We start from the raw sequence: 4360 nt of genomic DNA on the forward strand, positions 1-4360 counted from the left end.
CAGCGGATGCGCAATTTGCCACTCAAGTAGCAAACAACCCAGCACGCTCGCCAGAGCGCTAATCAGCACCGGTAATGCGCCCAGCCCCAGCGAAACAGAAGCCGCCATCATCAGCAAAAACACGCCGCTCATAATCAAACGAATACGGCCACGCAGTGGCAAGGCCGGGATTTTCCCCAGCCAGGTTTTGCCAATAACCAGCCCCTTAAACAGACGGCGCTGGCAACGCCCTTCCTTAAGCGCCTTGTAGAGCGGCTGGACGGCGGCAATTTCTTCCGGTTTCGCTTTAGTGCGAATCGACATATATCCGGTTGTTTTCCCGTTTCGCACCACCGGGATGACATTCGCTCGCACCCAGTAGTGATCGCCATTTTTGCGCTGGTTTTTGACAATACCGGTCCACGGCTCGCCTTTTTGGAGGGTGAACCACATATCAGCAAAGGCAGCTTTGGGCATATCAGGGTGGCGCACCAGGTTGTGGGGCTGGCCTGTGAGTTCGTGAAGTTCGTAACCACTCACTTTCACAAACGCATCGTTCGCATGGGTAATGATGCTTTTCAAATCGGTAGTCGACATCAATGTCGTGTCGTCGTCGAGCAGGTATTCATGCTGTGTAGCAGCCGTGCGCGCAGTCATAGCAACTCCCTTGGCAGGTTATCCAATTGTTAATATTTTTAGTGGCATTGTTATTTCGGCGCTGCAAAAATTTCCTTTAGCGGTTAAACTTGACGACGATCACACTTTTTTAACTAAGCCATATTTTTTATAATGATTTTGGATGGGGAACACATTTCCCATTAATTTCATGAAGTTATTAATGAAAATGTCATAGTGACGCTAAGTGCTGGAGTTTTGACCTTCAATTTGCAATCGGCACACTACACTTAGTATGGGACCGTTTAGCTCCCGCAAGGAAAAAGAGGATAATAATGTTAAAAAGGAAAAAGAAAGTCAGACCTATTAAGGTCAGTGACGTCACCATCATCGACGATAGCCGTCTTAAAAAGGCGATTACCGCCGCATCGCTTGGCAATGCGATGGAATGGTTTGATTTCGGCGTGTACGGCTTTGTTGCTTACGCGCTCGGTAAGGTCTTCTTCCCGGATGCCAGCCCAAGTGTGCAGATGATCGCCGCACTGGGTACGTTTTCCGTTCCCTTCCTGATTCGCCCGTTGGGTGGCCTGTTCTTCGGTATGCTCGGCGATAAATACGGGCGTCAGAAGATCCTGTCCATCACCATTATCATTATGTCATTGAGTACCTTCTGTATTGGCCTGATTCCGTCGTACGCGACAATTGGTATCTGGGCGCCAATCCTGTTGTTGCTTGCGAAGATGGCGCAAGGGTTCTCAGTGGGTGGTGAATACACCGGTGCTTCAATCTTTGTTGCGGAATACTCACCAGATCGTAAACGCGGCTTTATGGGCAGCTGGCTGGACTTCGGTTCGATAGCCGGTTTTGTCTGTGGTGCGGGCGTGGTGGTGCTGATTACAGCGATTGTCGGTGAAGCCAACTTCCTCGAATGGGGCTGGCGTCTGCCGTTCTTCCTGGCGTTGCCATTAGGGATTATCGGCCTGTATTTGCGCCATGCGCTTGAAGAGACTCCTGCGTTCCAGCAGCACATCGAAAAGCTTGAACAAGGCGATAAAGAAGGCCTGGCTGAAGGCCCTAAAGTCTCCTTCAAAGAGATTGCGACGAAACACTGGCGCAGCCTGCTGACCTGTGTCGGCATCGTGATTTCAACCAACGTCACCTACTATATGTTGCTGACGTATATGCCAAGTTACCTGTCGCACAACCTGCATTATTCCGAAGAACATGGCGTGCTGATTATTATCGCCATCATGATTGGGATGCTGTTTGTGCAGCCGATGATTGGCCTGCTGAGTGACCGTTATGGCCGCCGTCCGTTTATCGTCTTCGGTAGCGTGGCATTGCTTGTTCTGGCGATTCCGGCCTTTATTCTGATTAACAGTAATGTGCTGGGGCTGATATTTGCTGGGTTGCTGATTCTGGCGGTCGTGCTGAACTGCTTCACCGGGGTGATGGCTTCGACTCTACCCGCTATGTTCCCGACGCATATTCGTTACAGTGCGTTAGCCAGTGCCTTTAATATTTCGGTGCTGGTTGCGGGTGTGACCCCAACGGTTGCGGCGTGGTTAGTGGAATCCACCGAAAACCTGATGATGCCCGCTTATTATCTGATGGTGGTTGCGGCTATCGGTCTGATTACCGGTCTGACGATGAAAGAGACGGCGAATAAGCCGCTTAAAGGCGCAACGCCTGCGGCGTCTGATATTGCCGAAGCGCGTGAAATTGTTCAGGAACACCACGATAACATCGAGCAAAAAATCGAAGATATCGACCGTGAAATTGAAGAATTACAGGCGAAGCGTACCAACCTGGTGGATCAGCACCCGCGCATCAACGAGTAATCTTTAGCAGCATCACAAACGCCGGGCCAATGCCCGGCGTTTTCATTTCTGGCTTTAACCCTCATTCCTGGCAGGAATTGGTTATGTCTAAAATTTATAAGCAAAGTATTTTTTGGACTTTGCGAATATCCATAACTCACCTAACGTAACCGGCTCAAAGAATAACAATTCATACATACCCAAAATAATTCGAGTTGTAGCTTTGTAGGGTGGATAAGCGCGAGCGTCATCCACCATTTACGCCCGTGGTGTCGGATGACGCTGTGCTTATCCGACCTACGAAGAGTCATCAGTCTCATATTCTTCCTTCTTAAGCAGGGTGCCACATGCAAAGAAAAGCACTGCCGTTACTGCTATTGGCTGCAATCTCCGCCAGCAGCTATGCCGCTACACCGCCAAATACCTTGATTGTCGCCCAGGGGCTGGACGATATCGTCAGCCTTGATCCTGCTGAAGCGAACGAGCTTTCGAGTATTCAAACCGTACCAAGTTTGTATCAGCGCCTGGTTCAGGCCGACCGTGATGACCCGGCGAAAGTGGTCGCAGTGCTGGCCGAAAGCTGGCAGGGCGATGCGGCGAATAAAAAATTGACGATTAAACTGCGCCCGGATGCCAAATTCTCCTCGGGTAATCCGCTGCGTCCGGAAGACGTTATCTTCTCTTATACCCGCGCGGTGACGCTCAACAAATCCCCGGCGTTTATTCTCAACGTGTTGGGCTGGCAGCCAGACAACATCGCCAGCCAGTTGAAAAAGGTCGATGAACATACACTGGAATTACACTGGACGGCAGACGTTAGCCCGGCGGTGGCGCTGAATATTCTCTCCACGCCGATTGCCTCTATCGTGGATGAAAAAGCGGTTTCCCCAAATGCTAAAGCCGGTGACTTCGGCAACGAATGGCTGAAGATGCACTCGGCGGGCAGTGGCCCGTTCAAAATGCGCGTTTACCAGCCGCATCAGGCGATTGTATTAGACGCCAACCCAACATCACCGGGCGATGCGCCTAAAGTTAAAAACATCATTATTAAAAACGTGCCAGACCCGGCCGCTCGCCGCCTGCTGATTCAGCAAGGTGACGCAGATATCGCTCGCGATTTAGGTGCGGATCAGACCAGCGCGCTGGAAGGCAAACCGGGCGTGAAAGTGTTGAGCATCCCTTCTGCCGAGCAGAATTACATGGTGTTCAACGCCGGTAACAATGCTAACCCGCTGCTGAAAAACCCGGCCCTGTGGGAAGCGGCTCGCTACCTGGTGGACTACGAAGGCATCACCAAAGACTTGCTGAAAGGCCAGTATTTTATCCACCAGAGCTTCCTGCCGGTGGGCTTTGCTGGGGCATTGGATAACAATCCATTCAAATTTGACCCGGCAAAAGCGAAAGAAATTCTCGCGAAAGCAGGCATCAAAGATGCGCACTTCACGCTGGACGTGGAAAACAAACCGCCGTTTATCACCATCGCGCAGTCGATGCAGGCAAGCTTTGCCCAGGGCGGCGTGAAGATTGATCTTCTGCCAGCCGCAGGCAGCCAGGTCTACGCTCGCGTTCGTGCCAAACAGCACCAGGCGGCGATTCGTTTGTGGATCCCGGATTACTTTGACGCTCATTCAAATGCGAGTGCTTTTGCCTATAACGACGGTAAAGCGAGCACCGTGGCAGGCTTAAACGGCTGGCAAATTCCTGAGTTGAATAAGCAAACTCTGGCGGCTGTCGCCGAAGCAGACCCGGCAAAACGCCTGGATCTTTATAAGAAAATACAGGAAGAAGTGCAGCATAATTCGCCGTATGTGTTTGTTGATCAGGGCAAAACCCAGATAGTTGTGCGTGAAAACGTGAAGGGTTATCAGCAAGGTTTGAATGCGGATATGGTGTATTACGATCGCGTCAGTAAATAAGATTGCCCCTCACCCTAACCCTCTCCCCCA

General features: G+C 51.1%; 3 protein-coding genes. 2 read left to right on the forward strand and 1 reads right to left on the reverse strand.

Going from position 1 to position 4360, the window contains the following annotated elements; all coding sequences use genetic code 11:
• A partial coding sequence (locus GBAG_RS17580) for a PAS domain-containing protein (protein WP_034498721.1) occupies positions 1-636 on the reverse strand: 636 nt, incomplete at its 3' end.
• A 293-nt stretch (positions 637-929) separates the two neighbouring features.
• On the opposite strand from GBAG_RS17580, the gene proP reads away from it, so the two are divergent.
• Together proP and GBAG_RS17590 are read left to right on the forward strand one after the other, a co-directional pair.
• Positions 930-2435 carry a glycine betaine/L-proline transporter ProP gene (proP, locus tag GBAG_RS17585; protein ID WP_034498723.1) on the forward strand — a complete coding sequence of 502 codons (1506 nt, stop codon included), beginning with the start codon at positions 930-932 and terminating at the stop codon, positions 2433-2435.
• A gap of 326 nt (positions 2436-2761) precedes the next feature.
• Entirely contained in the window at positions 2762-4330 is a 1569-nt protein-coding gene (locus GBAG_RS17590) for an ABC transporter substrate-binding protein (RefSeq protein ID WP_034498726.1), read from the forward strand.
• Positions 4331-4360 lie beyond the last annotated feature (30 nt).

Source organism: Buttiauxella agrestis ATCC 33320 (assembly GCF_000735355.1).
Classification (GTDB): Bacteria; Pseudomonadota; Gammaproteobacteria; order Enterobacterales; family Enterobacteriaceae; genus Buttiauxella; species Buttiauxella agrestis.

Excerpts from the sequence above, each read along its gene's own strand:
- GBAG_RS17590 (WP_034498726.1), top strand. The coding sequence starts at position 2,762 with ATGCAAAGAAAAGCACTGCCGTTACTGCTATTGGCTGCAATCTCCGCC.
- proP (WP_034498723.1), top strand. The coding sequence starts at position 930 with ATGTTAAAAAGGAAAAAGAAAGTCAGACCTATTAAGGTCAGTGACGTC.